The sequence below is a fragment of the Pseudomonas sp. PDM09 genome (assembly GCF_014852305.1).
GTDB lineage: Bacteria > Pseudomonadota > Gammaproteobacteria > Pseudomonadales > Pseudomonadaceae > Aquipseudomonas.
In genome coordinates this window covers 383,553-402,047 of record NZ_JACVBI010000001.1, presented here as the reverse complement: position 1 = coordinate 402,047, position 18,495 = coordinate 383,553, and the positions used below count along the sequence as shown (strand labels likewise).

The window sequence follows — 18,495 nt, the reverse complement described above, 5'->3', positions numbered from 1 at the left end:
TGGAGCTTCGCGTCAGTATGGAAACTCAAGAGATCAGACAATGCTTGGCCAGGCCGGCCACAAAATTCGTCGCTGGCGGATTTCGACCTACCAAAGAGACTGAGGAAAGCTGGCTTGGAAAAGTAATTCTTTTCCGGCCAGATGAAGTCATACCAAGAAACAAAGCCGGAGATGAGCTGCATCCATATGCACAGTTTCACCTACCAAGCCTGCCATTTAACAGCCCGGTTCTTAAAGGGGTTCGTACACTTACACTGTTCGTTTCTGATCCCTTTCCAGAACAGTTCGAGCCGATGGGTAACAACTGGCTTATCAGAGAGTATGGGGCTGACGATGTGCTTATCCGTAAGGAGCTGTCGGTAGCGGGCTCGTACATCAAGCCCTTTCCCTTGAAGGCTGAATTGGTGGCAGAGGACTTTCCTCTATGGGATGGAGGCGGAATACCGGCGAACATTGAAGCCGAAATACTCAGGCTTGAGCGGACAGGTGAGATACAGAGCTATTACGATCTTATGACTCACACATACGAACACAAGATCGGTGGATACCCCTCATTCTGCCAGTCTGGCGTTGACCCGGGTGATGATTTTGAGTTCGTGTTCCAGATATCGTCAGACCCAAAAATAAACTTGAATGTGGTGGACGGCGGAAGCCTGATGTTCTGGAAAAATAACACCACTGGCACATGGGCTATTTACTATGACTTCTACTAATCGTCATGATTAAGCGCCCAAGATTAATTGAGATCCATCCACTTCGTAGTCGGCTCACACGCCGGCTTCGACAGCAGATCTCTAAGAGGTCTGCTCTGCCCCCAAATGCGACCGTACCCTTTGCACCATCTTCTCCGACTGACTGCAATGGGTCGATTGCTGCCCATCGCACAGGCAGTAATCGGCCGAGGCTGTGTAAAAACGTTTGAGCGCGACAAGTACCCAAAACTGGACTGAAAAATCGCGCTTCTACGCGAAATCCACATCTGCTGACGTGCCGATAAATTTCAGATTTAACGTAGGCGCGCACACTTCAATTTTTTGCGAAGCGTTTTTACACACTCTGGGCCAAAAGCGGCCAGTCGCATTTTTCTTGATGATAAGCGGCGATCCAGAGTTTCACTTAATGCTTACAGGGGTTGAATGCCTCCAACTCACCACGGGGAAGAGGAACTCCAATGTCCCATGGGGCATAGTTGTTCTGCAAAGGAACATTAGAAGACCAGTTTCCGGTTTCACGCACGAACAAGCCGTCTCGCACAGTAAGCAGCGATATCTTTTGGGACTGTAGGTGCCGAACCACTTGCGCCCTTAGCTTGACATTTATTGCCCCTATAGTTTCGCCTGGGCTCAACGCGTAGTAACGCTCCGCCTCGAACAAATGCACGGGCATTGTGTCCTGCTCCCCCCTCCAGATGTAACTGCATTGCACCTCGGGAGAGAGAAGTTCGCCAGCTTGCCGGTAGCGCTTATTATCGAAAACTACCAAACGCAAACCACCACGCTCCGAAACAAGTAGCCCTTGTTTCGGTTCGGCTGGTTTCGCAACCCCATAAGGTACGGACATCCAGCTTGCCGGCACAACGAGTTCAGGCGCCCCTTCAAGTGAAAGGTCTCTCACCAGTTGTGATGTAGCCTCTGGAGTCCCATAGGGCGCTTGGTATGCGCATCCAACAATCAGCGTCGTGGCAATGGCCAGAGCAATTAAATTCTTCTTCATATAACCCCTCCCTGAAAAGGCTCGTATTCAACACCAATTGGCCCGCCTCGGACCACTAGCCTAATGTGCACGACGAGGTGACTGCATCCGCACTGAGGTCTTAATTAAGCCCTCTATCGGCCAGAAGCGGTCAGTCTTAAGGGAGGAGATAGAACTAACCGCACCAACTAAATCATTCAGTGGCTAGCACCATTCCGACCGAGGGCATCCAACCGTAGATGCCGTTAGAGAGCATTCGCTTCCTTTCCGGCCATACAACACCTGCATACGTTTCATGCTTTGCAGCGTTTGAGGTGTAACGCTTTGCCCGTAAATTTTCCCAAGTTTCGCACTGTTCGCCAGCGCTTCTTCATAGCGCTTTTGAGCTAGCATTTCGCAGCCATCGATATCCGTTTTAAAGCTGACGGTTTGTGCCGGCAGGGAAATTCCCGTAAGAACGGTGATAGTTGAATCATTACGTCGGCAACTCTGGCGCGTTCTTGAGCGTGACCATGGAGAGAGGTAGCAACCTACGCGACCATCTCGGCCGACGAGACCTGCCCGCCCACTGGCGGATGATCTGACCTCACGTGTTCAGGTGGCTCGCCCAATAAGGGAAGCGGTTGAGAACATAGGCTCCGATGGCAACCCACTGGAGGTCTCCAACTTTATGCGCTAGAGGCTTCTTTGATGATCGTCCGCTTTGGGTCGTTTTCAGCCGGTCGCGACAGGCTGAAATCGGCCAAAAACGGTCATTCGTGCGTGTCGCGCTTTGTGCAACATCCATTTATCCCCTCTAGGACTGAATCTACGATTGAACAGATAATGATGCGGTCATTTGCGCGTGACACACCGCCAGAATTTCATCGGCCAGCGCCGAGTCGTCAGGACAGGCGCGCGATAGCATGATCGCACCGACCGCGTGCGCCAGCAGGTCGATCATTTTCACCCTCGCCTCACCCGGCGCCGCATCCGGCCCGGTCGGGTATTTATCGCCGAGCGTTTGCAATGTGCGCTCGATGCCTTCAGCGAATGCCGACTTCAGATCGTCTGACTGACGCGCCGCATCGCCGCACAACGCCGCCATGGTGCAACCCGTGGCGCGCCCGTCGCGATGATCCCTGGACACATACACATCGATGAAATCCTTCACGCTCAATGCTTCGGCGCTGGCCAGTGACTGCGCAAGACTGTTGGCCGAGGCTTCGGCCATCAGGTCTGCCTTCGAACCGAAATGTTTATAGAAACCGCCATGGGTGAAACCGGCGGCGGCCATCAGGTCGGCCACGCCGACACCGTCAAAACCGCGCTCGCGAAACACGACTGAGGCCGTTTCGACGATGTGCTCCCGATTTGCCTGGGCCTGGGCCTTGGACACTCGCATGTTCGATACCTCGCTACCGCTGAAAATTCATCACCTGATGATACATAGATGTTGACCATAATCAAAACCATTGACAGTTTAGATTTCGATCATCATCCTAATCGTAAGCGATATGACCATTTTCCCACGGGCACGGAACAAACACCCATGAGCGACCAGAATCTGTTTACCCCTTACACGCTTGGCGCCCTGACGCTGTCGAACCGCGTGGTTCTCGCTCCACTGACGCGCAATCGCGCAGGCAAAGGCTTTGTGCCGAGTGAGTTTGCTGCTGCCTATTACAGCCAGCGGGCCAGCGCGGGCTTGCTGATTTCCGAAGCCTCGCAGATATCCCAACAGGGACAGGGCTATCAGGACACCCCGGGCATTTACACGCAGTCGCAGATCGAGGGATGGCGCAAGGTGACCGATGCCGTGCACGCCAAGGGCGGGAGAATTTTCCTGCAACTGTGGCATGTGGGCCGTGTTTCCCACGTGGATCTGCAACAGCAAGGCGCAGCGCCGGTAGCCCCTTCCGCGCTTCGTCCCGCGACCAAGGTGTTCGTCAACAATCGCTTCGAGGACGTTTCCGAGCCGCGAGCGCTGGAGATTGACGAACTGCCGGGCATCGTCAACGATTTCCGCCAAGCAGCAGCAAACGCCATTGCGGCAGGCTTCGACGGCGTGGAAATCCACGGTGCAAACGGCTATTTGCTGGATCAGTTCATCAAGGACGGCGCCAACCTGCGTACTGATGCCTACGGCGGCTCGATCGCAAACCGTGCGCGCCTGCTGCTGGAAGTGACGGCCGCGGTGGCCGCCGAGATTGGTGCTGATCGCACAGGCATTCGCCTTTCGCCTGTCTCGCCGGCCAATGGTGTATCGAGCAGTGATCCACAGGCTCAGTTCGATTACATCGTCGATCAACTCAATGCTCTGGACATCGTTTATCTGCACGTAGTCGAAGGCGCGACCGGTGGGCCACGCGACGTGGCGCCCTTTGATTTCGACGCCTTGCGCCAGCGCTTCAAGAACACCTACATCGCCAACAACGGCTATGACCTGAACCTGGCCACGGCACGCCTTACGCATGACAAGGCCGACCTGATCGCCTTTGGCCGCCCTTTCATCGGCAACCCTGATCTGGTGGAGCGGCTCAAGAACGGTGCGCCACTGTCCGCCTTCGACCCCTCCACGCTCTACGGCGGCGGTGCGGCGGGATATATCGACTACCCGACGCTTGTCGAATCAAGCGCTGCCGCGAACCAGGCACAAGCTGATCGGGCCTGATTTCGATCGTGCATCCATCCCCATTCATGTTCCCGAAAAAAGAGCTGACATCATGACTACTCACCCTACCGTTCTCATCACTGGCGCTTCCACCGGCATCGGCGCGGTTTACGCCGAGCGTTTCGCCCAACGCGGGCATGATCTGGTGTTGGTCGCCCGCGACCACTCGCGCCTGGAAACGCTCGCCGCAAAGTTGCGTGGCGAACACAACGTCGCCATTGAAGTGCTTCAGGCCGACCTGACTCAACTCAGCGACCTGCACACCGTCGAAGCGCGCCTGCGGGATGACGGGCGCATCGGCATCCTCGTCAACAATGCCGGCGCCGCACAGTCCGGTAACTTCATCGAGCAAAGCACCGACAGCGTTGCGCAACTGGTGGCCCTCAACACCACCGCGCTGGTGCGGCTCGCCAGCGCCATCGCGCCACGCCTGGCCAAAGCAGGTGAAGGCGCGATCATCAACATCGGTTCGGTGGTGGGTCTGGCGCCTGAGTTTGGCATGTCGGTCTATGGGGCGACCAAGGCGTTTGTGCTGTTCCTGTCCCAAGGCCTAAGCCTGGAACTTTCGCCTCAGGGTGTTTATGTGCAAGCCGTGCTGCCCGCCGCCACCCGCACGGAGATTTGGGATCGCGCCGGTATCGACATCAACACCTTGAGCGAAATCATGGAAGTGGGTGATCTGGTCGACGCCGCACTGGTTGGCTTCGACCGTCGCGAACCGGTGACCATTCCTCCGCTGCATGAAGGCGAGCGCTGGGATGCCCTGCAAACCGCGCGTCAGGGTCTTTTGTCGCAGATCAGGCAGTCCGCCGTGGCGCAACGCTATTTGACTCAAGCCTGAGCCATGACGAGCAGGTCGGCCTCGCCCCGCAATTGGACGGAGTAAACATGACTGTTTTGGCTAGAAGCAATCATCCAGGTTCGCAGTCGTCATTTATCAACGCGGCGAACCAGTCGGTTCTGGTTGGCGGGATACCTTTCGCCTATCGTGATCTGGGACCCAGGACGCAGGTCCCGCTGGTCATGTTCAACCATTGGGGGGCAGTGTTGGATAACTTTGACCCCAGGATTATCGACGGTTTGGCAAAAAACCGGCGTGTCATCACTACTGATTACCGCGGTATCGGTGGCTCGGGCGGCGCCGCGCCATTGACCGTCGGTGAGATGGCTGACGATGGCATCGGCTTTATTCGTGCGTTGGGTTTGGACAAGGTTGACCTGCTCGGCTTTTCACTCGGCGGCTTCGTCGCTCAAGACATCGCCATGAAAGCACCCGAACGAGTGCGCAAATTGATCCTCACCGGAACCGGACCGGCCGGCGGCACAGGCATCGACAGCGTCGGTTCGGTGACCTGGCCATTGATGATCAAAGGTTTGCTGACGTTGCGAGACCCCAAGTTCTACCTGTTCTTTACCACCACGGCCAATGGCCAACGTGCCGCGTCCGAGTATTTGCAACGATTGAAAGAGCCCCGGCAAGACCGCGACAAAGGCCCCACACCCCGCGCGTTTTTACGGCAATTGAAAGCCATAACAGCGTGGGGCAAGCAGGCGCCGCAAGATCTCGGTCGCCTGCGCATGCCGACGCTGATAGCCAACGGGGACAACGACATCATGGTGCCCACCGTGAACTCGATTGAGCTGGCGAAGCGAATCCCCAACGCGCAACTGATCATTTACCAGGACGCCGGGCACGGCAGCATTTTCCAGCACGCTACCGATTTCGTGGCCAAGGCTTCGATGTTCCTCGACACCTGACAGCCTGCACGTCTAATCGCATCAACGTTGTCGGGGCCGCGCCCCATTCTCATTTCACCGACAAGAGCAGCTGCAACATGAAGGCATTTTTTATCGACCGCTACGGCAAGCAGAACGGAACGATTGGCGAAGTGCCCGACCCCGCGGTCGGTGTGCATGACGTTCTGATCCAGGTGCATGCAACGAGCGTGAACCCGTTGGACTCGAAGATCAGAACCGGGGAATTCAAACTGATCCTGCCCTATACATTTCCATTGGTATTGGGCAATGACCTGGCGGGTGTGGTCGTTCGTACGGGCTCGGCGGTGAAGCGATTCAAGCCAGGAGACGAAGTCTATGCACGCCCTCCCGAGGCACGGATCGGGACGTTTGCCGAACTGATCGCCGTGAACGAAAACGCCCTCGCGCTGAAACCCTCGAATCTCGATATGGCCGAAGCGGCGTCCGTCCCCTTGGCCGCCTTGACGGCCTGGCAGGCGCTGGTTGAGACCGCCCAGGTGAAAAAAGGCCAGAAGGTGTTGATTCATGCCGGATCCGGCGGTGTCGGCACGTTTGCCATCCAGCTCGCCAAACACCTCGGCGCCTTCGTTGCGACGACCACCAGTACGGCGAATGTCGAATGGGTGAAAGCACTCGGGGCGGATGTGGTCATCGATTACAAACAGCAGGATTTTGCAAACGAGTTGCGCGATTTCGACGTGGTGTTGAACAGCCTCGGTGCCGATGTACTGGAGAAATCGGTCAAGGTTCTCAAGCCTGGCGGACAGCTCATTTCCCTCTCCGGACCACCGACAGCAGAATTTGCCCAAGAGCAAGGCTTGTCCTGGATGCTACGGCAAGTCATGCGCCTGCTGAGCAGCGGTATTCGCAGAAAAGCCCGCAAGCACGGGGTGACCTATACATTTTTGTTTATGCGTGCCAACGGGGTACAACTGCAAAAAATCACCTCGCTTATCGAAGCTGGCGTCATCAAACCGGTCATCGATCGTTCCTTCCCTTTTGAATCGACTGCAGAGGCGTTGCGGTACGTCGAGCAGGGCAGATCAAAAGGCAAAGTCACCATAACAATCAAATAAGCGCACTACAAAAAATGTCAGTAGATAACGTGCATGCCGCCAAATATCAGACTCCAGAGCTTGAACCAGAGGAGCAACCACCGCACAACAGGCCCACACAGGAGCAGTTGCAACCGGAAGTCGCGCCTGTAGAAAAGCCGATGATCATTTGGCGTAGCTTGATGCTTGAGCAGTAACGAGAAATGGTTCACCACTCTTCAATTGAAACAACCGGTTACCCGTGTTCCGCTGCCAACAATGACCTGAACTGCGAAACGCTCTCTGAAGATAGCCCCGCAGCTTCGAACACGGCGCAGGTAAAGCTAACGGGCGCAGGGCCTGGAGCAGTTATGATGCGGTCGGCAACCACAGCTACTTGGCTGCTTCGATAAAGCGCGGCGCCTTCATAACCGATGGCATTCTGGTGTAAGAAGTCAGCGCTGTTCGAGGTATGAGAAACCGAGTCGAGAAGCCCGGCTCTCGCAAGTGCCAGCGTTCCCCCACAGATACCGGCAATTGTCGCTCCACTTGAACGACTCGCCAGCAGAAAGTCCCGAATATCCGGTGCATCCGCACGCTCCCAGATCATTCCACCGATGACGGCAACAACGTCCGGCTTCCAGTCCAGGCATTGTTGCAAGCTGCTATCCACAGTTACAGCCAATCCACCCTGCGAACGGAACTGGCCCGTAGCAGAGGCAAAAAACCTGACGTCAATCCCGTAAAACGGGGATGCGGTTCCTGCAATGAAAGCGTATTCCCAGTCCGCAAAACCGGGTGTCAGTATCAAGCTCACGCGTGCCATAAGTCAGAATCATCCATGAAAACGAATAACATAAAGCGACAACAAATAGATCTCAACTGATATCAGCTCAACAACCAGCGCGACATCAGACGCGTCGTCAGCGGCATCAACCCATAGACCATACTGAATGGGATGCGGGTGAGTTCGCTGGTTTGACAGGAGCCACCGGCGAAATCTGCGACACGCGAACACCATGAACACGTAGGAGCTGCCGAAGGCTGCGATCTTTTGATCTTAAAAACACAAAAGCCCCGTCCCACCTAAATGGGACGGGGCTTCTTATTGCGCATCACAATGAAACAACACCCTCACCTACTCCTGTGGATCGACCTGATCCAACACCCGATTCACCGACAACTCTGCCAGGGAAATCATCTGCTGGATGGCCAGAGCCATGTTGCATTGCGGGCCGGTGAGACTGAACGCCAACTCACTGGCTATTACGTTGGCGGAGGCGAGGGTTTCGCAGGTATGGGCCAGGAGGGTTTCTTTGTCGACGTTGGGGGCGATGACGAAGATTGAGCTGGGACGGCGGTCGGCCAGTTTTGGTTTTGAGGGTGGTGGCGACAGGTAAAAATCGAGCGCGCGGATCGCGGCGTCGTGGAGTTTTTTTGAGTTGAGGCAAGTGTATGGGGAGACAGGATCGGTTTCTGGAATGCTGGGTTCTTCAGGGGTATCTGTATCGTCGTCAATCATATTGGAACTCTCTATGGATTTGAGTCCCTCCGGATTTGCTACCACACAAATAAGGAGGCGACTGTACACGGGGTGGTAGACCGGTCATAGAAACCCGGCAGGCCGAAGCCTCCCATGCACAGCCGCCACAAAGCAGCCAGCATAAAAAAACGCCCTGAGGCGTTCTGGGTCTATGAAGTATCCGGGCTACCACACCCGTTCGCTGAATTTGCAGCGACAGGCAGAGGTTAGCGAGATGGGTTCCGAAGCGCAAGCCCGCCGGAGTGTGGGAAGTTTCCGAGGGTATCCGAATCGAGTCCACACCGCTCAGAACAAGTCTGCGTTTACGAAACTAAGGATCACTTGATGATGGCATTTTGATTTTTTGCAGTGTACATTTATCTCCAAATCATGGTCGATTGGTGAGAGAAATAAAAATGGATAATTACTTTCAAAATACAATATCAAAAATATATGGCGATGATGACGACTTTATCGTAATTGGGCTGACCGGCCGAACTGGAAGCGGATGTTCCACAGTATCAAACATACTTTCCAAGGAAAAATCCGACATAAAGCATTCGCTTTATACGGGAAACAATCCTTCAACCAATAACGAAAGAAAGCAAAAAGTCGTCTATAAATGCTTTGAAAAAAACTGGACACCATTCATTACTATTCAGGCTAGTACTATATTGATGCTCATGCTGGCTGAGCTTGGCGTCGAAAGATCCTCGACATTCGTTGGTGGAGTCGAGGGATTAGAAGAACAAGTAAAATCAGATATCAACAAGGTACTAAGAAACATTCTAGATAAAAATATTTGCAAGGAGGACATTGGGGCACTGAGATACTTCTATACTGAATTCCTCCCAGAAAAAAATGCCGAATTAAAAAAAATAGTTGGCAGCGCTGGCTATGTGAAACTATTTCAGCAATTAGGGAACAATCTAAGGGACTCAGGCAGTGTCAACTCCAGCAAAGTAGAAAGTGGTAGTTTTTTCTCGTTGGCGGAGAGAATCAACAAAATAATAAAAGAGGTACGTGAAGCTCGGAAAGCTGGAGACAAAACATTTATTATAATTGATGCAATAAGAAACCCATTTGAAGCCATTTACTTTCAAGATCGCTACTCATCTTTTTATTTAATGGCCGTCTCCTGTAATGATGATGAACGTAAACGAAGACTGAGAGGGCTTGGCTATACCGACAGCGAAATCGATAAAATCGACGCCGAAGAGTATGGAGACTTAAAACTCACAGAACAAAAAACTTATGTGAAGCAGGACATCCAAGCGTGCCTACAACGCGCAGACTTACATTTAAGCAATCCAGACTCTGGAAATACAGTTTCACACTTCAACTACCTAGCAGACCAATTAATTACTTTCGTATCCTTGATGATCCGTCCAGGTTTAGTGACCCCTACACCGCTAGAAAGATGCATGCAAATCGCGTATACCGCCAAACTAAACTCAGGATGCATTTCAAGGCAAGTCGGCGCTGTTGTGACTGATGTCAATTTTTCGGTACAGGCGGTCGGATGGAATGATACTCCATTCGGACAAGTACCTTGCAGTTTGCGAAATAGATTTGATCTAGTTAGTGGCTTTGATCAAAGCGCTTATTCTGAGTATGAAAAATACCGATCCAAAATACATAGCAAGATTCACTGCAGAAAATGATAAATTCTTCAAAATTTCCGAGTCAGGCAGGAATATCTCTTATTGCTTTAAAGATGAATACAAAGGATTGACCGGGGATAAAAACCAAGTACACACTCGATCACTTCACGCAGAAGAAAATGCTTTCCTACAAATTGCAAAGTATGGTGGCCGAGGCGTAGAACATGGAAAACTTTTTACAACTGCTAGCCCATGCGAGCTATGCTCAAAGAAAGCCTACCAGCTTGGTATTAAAGAAATTTATTATATCGACCCATACCCTGGCATCGCAATGAGTCATATTTTAATGGGTGGCAGTAGGAATCCTGAATTAATTATTTTTTCCGGTGCTATTGGCAAAGCATTTCATAACTTATACACCCCTAAAATGTCCTACAAAGATGAACTCAATGCATTAGTTTCCTCACCTGCCAAATAGAACAAAAAACGAATACCCATAATTATGAAACCGGAAAAGACCTTTAGACACCGCACTGAAATATTCATAAACAAATCCGCCCTACTTTTCCGAAAATAAAATATTGAGCACTATGCAAAAACTAATCAAAAAAATGCAAAAAGGTGAGTTGCACGTCCATTTGAATGGGTTAGCAAGTACATCATTAGTGCAAAAATTATTAATTGAAGAGAAGGCTGAAATCCCAGCAGGATTCAACTTAAATGTAGACCTGCTAAGAACATCCCCATCCACCGATCTTGAAACATACCTTAAACCTTGGCAAGTACTAAGATTGATCCCAAGAAGCAAAGCAGCCCTCGGTTTAGTGATAGATAGCGCTTTTGAAAATTTGCAGTCACAGAATGTCACATTTGTCGAACTGCGTAACAGCGTGATTTACATAGCCTTACTCAACAACATAACAATTTCGACCGCACTTTCCTGGTTGATTCATGAAATCGATCGAGCTTCTGACAAATACAGTATTAAAGCGGGGCTTATAATTACCATTTCACGAGGAGACTATGCGCCAGACCATTTGCGTTCTTTGATGGAAGCATATGTTCAGCTAGGAAGACCTGACCGTGTAATTGGGTTAGATCTTGCAGGAAATGAAGATACAACTTCTCCAGTTGAGTTAGGGCAGCTTTTCCGCAAAGCAAAAGAAGAACAAGGACTAAAAATAACAATTCATGCTGGTGAGACAGGCAACCCTGAAAATATAAGAGATGCCATAATTAATTTTGATGCCGATAGGATAGGCCATGGCACAGCTGCGTACAAATCGCTAGCTGTAATGGATATGCTAAGAGACAGAGATATCTGCGTAGAAGTATGCCCAATTAGCAACAGACTAACCGGGGCAGTAGGTGCGCACGAATCACACCCTGTCTCTGAGTTTATAAAAATGGGAGTTCCATTTGTTATTTGCTCCGACAACCCGTCGATTCACGATTCAAATATAAATGAAGATTATTTGGAGTTTTACAGAGAGACTCATAATATTGACATTCTTGAAAGCATGCTAAACAGACAAATTAAATATACATTTTTAAGGGGAATAAATTGAAAATACGATTTGTCTCAAAAAATGAATTCAAGGTACAGGAAGTGCAATCAATGCTTGCCGGCGCAGACGTGGAAGTGATTGCAGCAAAATATACAATCAATGAAATTCAAACAGAAGACGTTAATAGCTTAGTAAGAGACAAGCTATTAAAAGCCTTCAAAATTATTGGTAGACCGGTATTTGTTGAGCACACCGGCCTATACATTGAAAGTCTAAACGAATTCCCAGGAGGATTAACTCAGATTTTTTGGGACAAGCTCCAAGCAGACAAATTTTGCGAATTATTCGGAAATGGTGATAACACCAATTTAGTTGCAAAAACAATAATTGGTTACTGTGACTCTAGAAAAATCCATTTATTTGAAGGGGCTATAAAAGGAACGATATCGGAGATACCAAAAGGAAACCGCGACTTCCAATGGGACTGCGTATTTACTCCCGAGGGCGAGTCAGAAACATTCGCGGAGATGGGCAACAGAAAAAATGAAATATCAATGCGCAGAATAGCATTTGACAAATTCAAAACATATCTGGAAAAAGGCGGCAGGTAATGGAAGAACTGATTTCATCTTTCAAACAAGGGAATGTTATTCTTTTTGTTGGTGCGGGTGTATCCATGAATCTCGGATTACCTTCTTGGGGGGCGCTAATTGACAAAATTGCCGAAGAATTAGACTACGACCCTGAAATCTATAAAACATTTGGTGACAACTATGCGCTAGCGGAATACTACAGGATAAAAAAAGGTAGTATAGGCCCACTTCGAAGTTGGATGGATAGAAACTGGCATGCATCAGAAATAAAAATAGGCTCATCTAAGGTGCACGAACTTATTGCAAAATCAGAATTTCCGATTATTTATACAACTAATTACGACCGCTGGCTTGAGTATGCATTTGATCATTACAAAAAGAGCTACACAAAAATCTCTTCAGTAGCTGACCTGACAAAGATAAAGTCAAGCAGCACTCAAATTGTGAAATTTCACGGAGACTTTGACGATGACAAATCAATAGTTCTTGATGAAACAAGCTATTTTGAGCGATTAGAATTTGAAACCCCACTCGATATCAAACTTAGATCTGATGTTCTTGGAAAATCCGTACTATTTATCGGGTACGGATTGGCAGACATCAATCTTAGATTTTTGTTCTATAAGCTTTCAAAACTTTGGAAAGCAAACCACAACGGTGAAGCACAGCCACGATCTTATATTTTTTCACCTAGGCCAAATCCGGTGCAAGAGGCAATTCTTGATCAATGGGGTATCAGCATGCTTTCTTCTAAAATTGAAACACCTGGCGAAGCTCTTGAGGACTTTCTCAGTAACTTTGTTTAGCTAACTCTCTCGCCTCAAAGACATACCAGACAGAATGCGACGCCAATGGAATTCTAGTCACAAAAAAACGCTGACCGATGCCGACTTAGCGGTTTTCTAGTGCATATCTAAAAATTCCAGACGCCTCACCCACTTGGCGAGGCGGTCTTTTACAGAGCATATCGGGTTCCATCCGGCTTGTTGCGAACCATCCCTTCGTCACGGACTTTGACCCCGTAGAACATTGAAGAAAATGACCGGGTACATCGGTTCAAGCAGGCGTTGCTACCAGGACTTTTACGGCGACCAACAGAAATCCTGAGCACAAATATGTTCTATGCAAGAGTGCCCATTATATTCTTACACTAAGTCCCCGCCATTATCTTCAGGATCCAAGTCTAGCGGAATAGGCGCACCATGCACCATTACAGAAGCACTACCGGACCCAATCCCATGCAGGACATATTCCTTCAAATTTGTAAAATCCGCATAATTAGACTCCCCACTATAACCAAACATCCCTGACTCATATTCAACATGCGGGATTTTTTCTCCGTCCTTTACCAGTTCATCTATCCAAAAACACGGCGAACTATTTTTCCTTGGCTGAATGGCACATTTAACGCCTCGAATCCGAGAATAAGCTTGCTCAGCGTAATCCTTCATAAAAAATTCGCCATTAGGTTTAATATCCTGCACCAACCAAGTCAACATATGCCCCATAAACTCTTCCGCGTGACTTTCCGCTGGAATTAAACAGCGAGACCAAAAACAACCGATCTTTGAATTTCTTGCCACTCTACCAAGGTGAACAATAGACTCAAACACAGCCACTACAACTTGAGTAGATTTTAACTTGGCAGCATTACAACCTAAGTATGATAGCGTTTCCATGCATCTATATGCAAAATGGGAATTTCCGCTATTCAAGGCAGCTACGCCCAACTCCTTAATATCATAGGCATAAACCGATATATTATATCCATCTAATGACTTAGAAGTCTCATCAGAGTTATCACTCGCGATATTGTAAATATTTATCTCAACAGTTCGATGGATGCTATTCAGTATTTTTATTGGTTCAATTAAACCATGAGAATCGAGCATCTTTTTTCCGACCCATACGCAGTCGGAAGCAATTGCCCTTGCAACATCCGAACAAGGTTTACTTAATAATTCATCACGCATCAAAAAATCACACAACTCACTCGATAAAGACTGAATAAACATGCCACTATCATCACATTCCACAATAGTAGAAATGACTGAACGCAATCTATTTCGCGCAATAAATTTTATCCCCCCCTCAACCCTATAGCCGTGTTCGCCTTGACACTTGAACAAATAAAAACTTAGAACCAGTTTTAGAATTGAGTTCAGTGACTCCCGAAATACCGTATAATCGTTATTTTCAATAGACAATTTTGTAATTACAGCGACCGAATCCCAAACATCATTTAGCTCAAGCCCTAATGTACGGGGCTCAAACTTATAAGCATGGGTTGGTATTTGATATTTTTCTCGACTTGTTAGATATCTCTGATGCTCTTCAAACTCCTGCTCAATCTCTTTAACCAGAAGACTCAAGTACCGAGAGATAGCTCGATCGACTGTAGATAATTTTATAAATTTTTTCGGACTTAAATACCTGCTTGTAAGTAATGCATTATCTATTGAAGAGAACATTAGTATGGGCAGCGTCCATAATGCCACCCTTCCAAAATATTCAGGAGTAATCAAAAAACAAATCAACGGGAAAAATGGCAAGCACAATAGAGCAATTATATTAAACCACTGCCTATTGCTAATATCACTATAGATCGCTTTGTATTTGGAAAGCTGATAGCCAAAAAAAGTAAAATTTATCGAAAAAATGGTGATCGTAAAATTTACTCCCAACAACCAAGGAGTAATTTTTTGAACGTCTGCCCCCAACGATCCAAAAACCAATAAAATCATAAAGAAGAAAAAAATTAAATACCTCAATCGCCCCCCCTAACTTCTATGCTCAATTAGCGAAAACCAAGATCCAATCCAACCATCACCACACAGTAAATTGACTAAACTTCAGAATCCTCATGAAAATCCACATACATAAACCTATCCCCACTTTTTTATTTTTTACTCGGCAAAAAAATATAAAACCGGCAGATTTATTTCAAGAGCCCCACGGAGCAGTCATCACAAACAAACCCGCCTTCTTTCGCAGAGCTTAAACGACAAACAATTCAACACTCAACGAGTTCGTTGTCTTTTAAAAGCAGAGTACATTCTCTCATGAAGCGGACTTTGCGACATATTATAGTCTTTAGCCGACGGATTAATTAGTTCAACAAGATCGAACTCATTAATCGCCTTATAGACAAACATACTAATATTTACCGACGCCATCTGAATATACTCTATGCAACTTGCATAACGCTGACAAAGATCAGAAATAAACATCAAATCCTGAGGTTCTCTAACCCAATAACTCTCACCCAAATTTTCCACAACCCATGCAGTCGATTGATGAGCAGGATGCACTACCTGGCAAAGCTCCGCATACAACCTTTTAATTGGTAACTCATCACTATCCAACTGCGACATGTACTCACCCGCAGTTGCTGCCCTATGACTAGCCGGAGAGTCCTCCCCCTTATTCAACTTACGAGCAAAGCTAAAATGAATAAGCGCATTTTCCAGTTCTTCGCTCACGGCAAGCTTCTTAGCTGGGCGTCGCCCAAGAGCGTCATCAATATAGCCAGATGAGTTAGCTAAAGTTAATGGAACGGAACCTAATGAGAAATATGTATCCGCTGTAGACTCTAGCAGACCTCTCAAACCCGAGCAAAATGAAATATAATTAGGCTTAATCACCGAATTACTAATACAAGCATCAAACCATTTGTCATGCCTAATCAAGTTTGATGTAGCTGCCCAATGTGCCCGATATAAAATCTCGACCCAGTACACATAGTTAATTTCAACTGAATTTAGCGCTTCAAACTGTTTTAATGGCAAAAAATCATACTTCTTATTATAAGCCCCTTCCAGAAGACTTTTAATTATAGGTGGATAAATATTTCCCGCCTTACCAAAAAAGTTTTCTACGGTTACGTCTTCCATAAAGAAACTTCCTTATTACCCAATAAATTCTCTTACAATATTAACCTGCCTACCAAGGACAAAAGATACCTCAAAAAGACATTAAATTGCCACTATTACGCTCAGTTTTTATACCTTTAAACAGCTTAGGTCATCTTGATGCTTGGTTAGAAGAGCAACACATGCGTCTGTCACCTATTAAAAATGGGACAGATTAAATCTGGCGGGTCTGTTTGGTCCTTAGGCAAGTGATATCCTTCGAATAGCTATCACAAAAACACTCCCCCACAAAAAAGCCCACTGACCGTCACCGATCCAGTGGGCTTTGCGATTACGCTTCTACTTACAAAGCCATATCCGTCGCAGCATTAGCCTTCGGCGCCTTGGCCGGAGCGGCCGGAGCAACAGCCGGGGCCGCCACCTGACCAATCGCCGGCGGCGGAGTCAGCTCCAGCACCTTGGAGGTGTAAGCCCACTCTTCAGCCACTTTCGCAGGGTTGCTGTTCAGCTGAGTGCCATAGCTCGGCACGATCTGGTGCAGCTTTTCCTGCCAGGCTGGCGAGGCAACCTTGTCCTTGAACACTTTCTGCAGCACGGTCAGCATGATCGGTGCGGCAGTCGATGCGCCTGGCGATGCGCCCAGCAGGCCGGCGATGGTGCCGTCTGCGGAAGCAACGATTTCGGTGCCCAACTTCAGCACGCCACCGGCAGCTTCATCACGCTTGATGATTTGCACGCGTTGGCCGGCTTGCCACAGGCGCCAGTCTTCGGCTTTGGCGTTCGGGAAGTATTCTTTCAGGGCGTTGAGACGGTCTTCGTCAGACAGCATCAGTTGGCCTGCAAGGTACTCGACCAGCGGGTATTCCTTGATGCCGACCTTGGTCATTGGCCACACGTTGTGCGTGGTGGTGGTGGTCAGCAGGTCCAGGTACGAGCCTTCTTTGAGGAACTTGGTGCTGAAGGTCGCGAATGGGCCAAACAGGATGACGCGCTTGCCGTCCAGGACACGGGTGTCCAGGTGCGGAACCGACATTGGCGGTGCGCCAACGGAGGCTTTGCCGTAGGCCTTGGCCAGGTGTTGCTCGGCAATGGTCGGGTTTTCGGTCACGAGGAACGAGCCGCCAACCGGGAAGCCTGCGTATTCCTGGGCTTCAGGAATGCCGGACTTCTGCAGCAGGTGCAGTGCACCGCCGCCCGCGCCGATGAAGACGAACTTGGCGTCGGTTTCGGTTTTGGTGCCGTCTTTCAGGTTTTTGTAGCTGACGCGCCAGCTGCCGTCTGCGTTCTTGGTGATGTCTTGCACTTCGCTAGACAACTTCAAGTCGAACTTCGGCGTGGTTTGCAGGTGCGCGACGAACTGGCGGGTGATCTCGCCAAAGTTCATGTCGGTACCGATCGGGCTCCAGGTGGCCGCGACTTTCTGGTTCGGGTCACGCCCTTCCATCATCAGCGGAACCCACTTCTTGATCACAGCCGGGTCTTCGGAGTACTGCATGCCGGCGAACAGCGGGCTCGCTTGCAGGGCTTCGTAGCGTTTCTTCAGGAACTTGATGTTGTCATCGCCCCACACAAAGCTCATGTGCGGAGTGGAGTTGATGAACGAACGCGGGTTCTTCAGCACGCCTTGCTGAACTTGCCAGGCCCAGAACTGACGGGAGATCTGGAAGGCTTCGTTGATTTCAACGGCTTTCGCGATCTGAACGTTGCCCTTGTCATCTTCCGGGGTGTAGTTCAACTCGGCCAAGGCGGAGTGACCGGTACCGGCGTTGTTCCAGCCGTTGGAGCTTTCCTGGGCGACGCCGTCGAGGCGCTCGACCATTTCCATCGACAAGTCGGGTTCCAGCTCATTAAGCCAGACACCCAGTGTTGCACTCATGATGCCGCCGCCAATGAGCAGCACATCGACTTTCTTTGCCTCTTCCGCGTAGGCGGACGTGATCCCCATCGACAAAGCCAGCCCCAGCAGGGCCGTGTTCAGTTTCTTAAACATCTGTAGCACCTATGATAAACGCCATCCGCCTCCAACCCTCAACATGAGCAACCCAAGAGTACGGGTACGCAGGCAGCGTGCCGTGGGCTCCTGCATCTATAAGGATTTGAAGGTGGGCACACAAGGCCGACGTGTCTCCATCGACCTCAGTTATATGTCCCTCGTGCACTGACTTTTTATCATTATTGGCTCAGTTACTTGAGCGACATTGATTCTGTCGGACGTCTGTGGACGTACGAACCGAATAAGTCAAACCAAGTTAATGCGAC

Annotated in this window: 17 protein-coding genes; 10 read left to right on the top strand and 7 right to left on the bottom strand. The window is 49.3% G+C overall.

What is annotated here, in order from left to right; translation table 11 throughout:
- Positions 1 to 17: 17 nt before the first annotated feature.
- A complete protein-coding gene (locus tag IB250_RS01815; protein ID WP_192342723.1) occupies positions 18 to 713 on the top strand; it encodes a DUF1963 domain-containing protein in 696 nt (231 codons plus the stop codon).
- 403 nt (positions 714 to 1,116) lie between these two features.
- Here IB250_RS01815 and IB250_RS01810 read toward each other — a convergent pair whose 3' ends face one another.
- Both IB250_RS01810 and IB250_RS01805 read right to left on the bottom strand, forming a co-directional pair.
- Positions 1,117 to 1,713, bottom strand: coding sequence for a hypothetical protein (locus IB250_RS01810; protein ID WP_192342722.1), 597 nt, complete (start codon positions 1,711 to 1,713; stop codon positions 1,117 to 1,119).
- Positions 1,714 to 2,500: 787 nt separating this feature from the next.
- Positions 2,501 to 3,076, bottom strand: coding sequence for a TetR/AcrR family transcriptional regulator (locus IB250_RS01805; protein WP_192342721.1), 576 nt, complete (start codon positions 3,074 to 3,076; stop codon positions 2,501 to 2,503).
- A gap of 147 nt (positions 3,077 to 3,223) precedes the next feature.
- On the opposite strand from IB250_RS01805, the gene IB250_RS01800 reads away from it, so the two are divergent.
- From IB250_RS01800 to IB250_RS01785, 4 genes are all read left to right on the top strand, one after another.
- Positions 3,224 to 4,345, top strand: a complete 1,122-nt coding sequence (locus IB250_RS01800; RefSeq protein WP_192342720.1) for an alkene reductase — start codon at positions 3,224 to 3,226, stop codon at positions 4,343 to 4,345.
- Between the two features lie 52 nt (positions 4,346 to 4,397).
- Positions 4,398 to 5,186 carry an SDR family NAD(P)-dependent oxidoreductase gene (locus IB250_RS01795; protein ID WP_123494049.1) on the top strand — a complete coding sequence of 263 codons (789 nt, stop codon included), beginning with the start codon at positions 4,398 to 4,400 and terminating at the stop codon, positions 5,184 to 5,186.
- Positions 5,187 to 5,233: 47 nt separating this feature from the next.
- Positions 5,234 to 6,103 (top strand): alpha/beta fold hydrolase, encoded by an 870-nt coding sequence (locus tag IB250_RS01790; RefSeq protein ID WP_192342719.1) that lies wholly within the window; start codon positions 5,234 to 5,236, stop codon positions 6,101 to 6,103.
- Between the two features lie 77 nt (positions 6,104 to 6,180).
- Positions 6,181 to 7,179 carry an NADP-dependent oxidoreductase gene (locus IB250_RS01785; protein WP_192342718.1) on the top strand — a complete coding sequence of 333 codons (999 nt, stop codon included), beginning with the start codon at positions 6,181 to 6,183 and terminating at the stop codon, positions 7,177 to 7,179.
- 214 nt (positions 7,180 to 7,393) lie between these two features.
- Here the strand turns inward: IB250_RS01785 and IB250_RS01780 are convergent, their stop codons facing one another.
- On the bottom strand, positions 7,394 to 7,963 hold the full coding sequence (locus tag IB250_RS01780) for a DJ-1/PfpI family protein (RefSeq protein ID WP_192342717.1): 570 nt from the start codon (positions 7,961 to 7,963) through the stop codon (positions 7,394 to 7,396).
- A 312-nt stretch (positions 7,964 to 8,275) separates the two neighbouring features.
- On the bottom strand, positions 8,276 to 8,659 hold the full coding sequence (locus IB250_RS01775; RefSeq protein WP_192342716.1) for a DUF6124 family protein: 384 nt from the start codon (positions 8,657 to 8,659) through the stop codon (positions 8,276 to 8,278).
- Positions 8,660 to 9,075: 416 nt separating this feature from the next.
- On the opposite strand from IB250_RS01775, the gene IB250_RS28555 reads away from it, so the two are divergent.
- The 5 genes from IB250_RS28555 to IB250_RS01755 all read left to right on the top strand — a co-directional run bounded on the left by IB250_RS28555 (position 9,076) and on the right by IB250_RS01755 (position 13,170).
- Positions 9,076 to 10,323: a hypothetical protein gene (locus IB250_RS28555; RefSeq protein WP_225603247.1), complete on the top strand. Its 1,248-nt coding sequence runs from the start codon at positions 9,076 to 9,078 to the stop codon at positions 10,321 to 10,323.
- On the top strand, positions 10,274 to 10,741 hold the full coding sequence (locus tag IB250_RS28550) for a hypothetical protein (protein WP_225603246.1): 468 nt from the start codon (positions 10,274 to 10,276) through the stop codon (positions 10,739 to 10,741). Before IB250_RS28555 ends, IB250_RS28550 begins: the two co-directional genes overlap by 50 nt.
- Positions 10,742 to 10,853: 112 nt before the next feature.
- Positions 10,854 to 11,831, top strand: a complete 978-nt coding sequence (locus IB250_RS01765) for an adenosine deaminase family protein (RefSeq protein ID WP_192342715.1) — start codon at positions 10,854 to 10,856, stop codon at positions 11,829 to 11,831.
- Positions 11,828 to 12,382: a non-canonical purine NTP pyrophosphatase gene (locus tag IB250_RS01760; protein ID WP_192342714.1), complete on the top strand. Its 555-nt coding sequence runs from the start codon at positions 11,828 to 11,830 to the stop codon at positions 12,380 to 12,382. The genes IB250_RS01765 and IB250_RS01760 overlap by 4 nt, the downstream gene beginning before the upstream one ends.
- A complete protein-coding gene (locus IB250_RS01755; protein WP_192342713.1) occupies positions 12,382 to 13,170 on the top strand; it encodes an SIR2 family NAD-dependent protein deacylase in 789 nt (262 codons plus the stop codon). The genes IB250_RS01760 and IB250_RS01755 overlap by 1 nt, the downstream gene beginning before the upstream one ends.
- Before the next feature lie 339 nt (positions 13,171 to 13,509).
- Here the strand turns inward: IB250_RS01755 and IB250_RS01750 are convergent, their stop codons facing one another.
- From IB250_RS01750 to mqo, 3 genes are all read right to left on the bottom strand, one after another.
- Positions 13,510 to 15,135 carry a hypothetical protein gene (locus IB250_RS01750; RefSeq protein ID WP_192342712.1) on the bottom strand — a complete coding sequence of 542 codons (1,626 nt, stop codon included), beginning with the start codon at positions 15,133 to 15,135 and terminating at the stop codon, positions 13,510 to 13,512.
- Between the two features lie 249 nt (positions 15,136 to 15,384).
- Positions 15,385 to 16,257, bottom strand: coding sequence for a hypothetical protein (locus tag IB250_RS01745; RefSeq protein ID WP_192342711.1), 873 nt, complete (start codon positions 16,255 to 16,257; stop codon positions 15,385 to 15,387).
- A gap of 322 nt (positions 16,258 to 16,579) precedes the next feature.
- Entirely contained in the window at positions 16,580 to 18,226 is a 1,647-nt protein-coding gene (gene mqo, locus IB250_RS01740; RefSeq protein WP_192342710.1) for a malate dehydrogenase (quinone), read from the bottom strand.
- Positions 18,227 to 18,495: the final 269 nt, after the last annotated feature.